This window comes from Nitrospirota bacterium (genome assembly GCA_030645475.1).
Taxonomy (GTDB): domain Bacteria; phylum Nitrospirota; class Nitrospiria; order Nitrospirales; family Nitrospiraceae; genus Palsa-1315.
The window spans coordinates 1-2,292 of sequence record JAUSMA010000048.1; the positions used below are offsets into that span (position 1 = coordinate 1).

Genomic DNA, 2,292 nt, shown 5'->3' on the forward strand with positions numbered 1-2,292 from the left:
TTACGAAGGATGAGGTTTCGTTTCTTGGCACCGATCCCGGGAAAGAGATCGATGAAGCCTGGTGGGACGAGATGGTCGTGTCCTGGTTCGATGTGCCGGAGGAAGAACAACCGGTCGAAGAAGAAGGTGGCGAAGCCGCCGAGTCAGAGTCCTCTGCCGAGATGAAAACAAAAGCCTAGGATCGCCGCCCGCTGCTGCTTCCGCTCTTGCCAGCGCCCTGCTGGCTCGCCTTCACGCTCAGCCACGCTTGGCACAGAAACTAGCTCCGTTCCGACCAATGGTCGAACGGAGCGTCGAACAGTCTGTGCCACCCGCTGGGAGCGGGCCTCGTGACTTCGCTGCGGCGAGACTCAGCAGGGCGCTGATGCACGCGTCAGCAGCAGCGGGCGGCGTTGGGGGAACCACGTCAGCATGCTCGGCAAGTTGGGTCCCGATTCATCCGGTCAGCGGCGGCCACGATCCTCCCGAGCGACTTTGAGGAATAAATTGAACGAGCTTGGATTTATAGAGACGGATGCGAAGCGTAGGCTCAACATCCTCGTTCAGGTGCTCGCGGAGACCAAGCCTGTAAAGCATGAGGCTGCTGTTCTGCGCGTCCCCTGCATCGCGTTGTTATGCGGCATTTGATTGCGTACTGTATTGGCTGCTTGCGACCTAAAGTAGACATACGCTACTTTTGATTTGAGGGTCTGCTGGCACTCTAAAGCCGGTGCTCTCCTCACGAATTACGGTGCCTGCATGTATGAAATCCGAATTAATTCACCACTCCCAGAGCAAGTGTCCGATTGCGCAATGTGCGGCGGTAAGTTCCAACCGGGATGGCGAGCGTGACGACGATCAGAATCGCCGCGACTGCGAACGTGACTCGCATACCGGTTAGCGCGGCGACATCGGACTGATCCTCAGCGTGCTCACGAGGCCTGCCACAAACGTCAACACCGCTCCGATCCCAAGACCGATCTGAGGCGCTGCATCGGTGGATGTTAGGGTAAAGAGCAGGGTCATGATCACCGCACCAGCGGTTTGCCCAAACAACCGGGCGGTGCCCTGCATACCTCCCGCGGCGCCACTCCGCTCGTTTGGTGCCGAGAGGAACATGTTGCGGTTGTTGGCCACATTAAAGAGGCCGAAACCGAGGCCACACAGCATGGTAAGCGGCACGAGCAGCAGGGGGTCGCCCTTCAGCGGCCACAGTGCGGCAGCCCCGAGCCCAGTCGCGAGACACAAACCGCCCACGGCACTAAGCCAGGCTGTCGACACGCGGTCCGCGAGACGGCCGGCGAACGGGGCGGCGATAGCCACGGTCAACGGCCAGGCCGTCATATAAAGCCCGGCTATCAACGTGTCCTGCCCAAGCTCGTGCTGCAGGTAAAAAGGTATCGCAACCATGCCCGCGGTCTGCCCAGCAAAACAACAAGCCGAGGCGATCACCGAAAAGCGGAATGAATCGGCGCGGAGCAAGTCGAGCGGGATCAGTGGTGCCTCCTTCGGCATTTCACGCCGAGCCAGCGCCACCATCTCAAGGGCTGCTGCGGCGAACAGGACGGCAGCCAGCGCCGGTCTGGTTGGAAGCAGTTCCGCGCCAATGACCAATGACGCAAAGGCTCCGGCATTCAACGCTACACTGAACAGGTCAAGCCGACGTGCCGTCCCGCCGACAGCCGGTAGCGCGCGGGTGGCGAGTAGCACCAACACACCCAAGGGTAGGTTGACGGCGAAGAGCCAGGGCCAGTTTGCGGCTGATAGGACTGCCGCGCCGATCGCCGGACCGGCGGCAGACGACACCGCCACGGCAAGGGCGTTCCAGCCGATAGCGGTGCCGAGCCGCCGATGTGGAACCACGACGCGCAGCAGCGCGACGCCGAGCGCCATGACGGCGGCGCCCCCGAGCCCCTGGAGGAAGCGGGCCGCGACGAGCCAAGGCAGGGACGGTGACAATGCGCACAACACGGACGCTCCAGTGAACAGCGCAACCCCCACAGTGAAAACCCGGCGATAGCCCAAGCTTTCCCCGAGCGCAGCGCAGGGCAGCAGGGCCATCAAGAGGGCGGTCTGGTAGGCGGTGATGACCCAGACCGACATGGCTGGCGTCACACGCAGCGATCGTGCAATCGTCGGCAGAGCGACGTTTGCAATGGCCGCGTCCAGCACCACGAGCACCATGGCAGCCAGCACGGATGCGATCGCGACCGTGCGCCTTGGCTCGTCCAGCCCCGACATTGCATCATCGGTATGCCCCGTGGATCGCATTTCCTTGGGGTCATCGTCTCGCGCGGGCGATGTCGATCCGCG

General features: G+C 62.3%; 1 protein-coding gene. It reads right to left on the bottom strand.

The window, feature by feature from the left end:
- Positions 1-876: 876 nt before the first annotated feature.
- The gene (locus Q7U76_08925; GenBank protein MDO8356497.1) at positions 877-2,220 is read right to left on the bottom strand and encodes an MFS transporter; all 1,344 of its coding nucleotides are present in this window, start codon (positions 2,218-2,220) and stop codon (positions 877-879) included.
- Between the last annotated feature and the right edge of the window lie 72 nt (positions 2,221-2,292).

Excerpts from the sequence above, each read along its gene's own strand:
- Q7U76_08925 (MDO8356497.1), bottom strand. The coding sequence starts at position 2,220 with ATGTCGGGGCTGGACGAGCCAAGGCGCACGGTCGCGATCGCATCCGTG.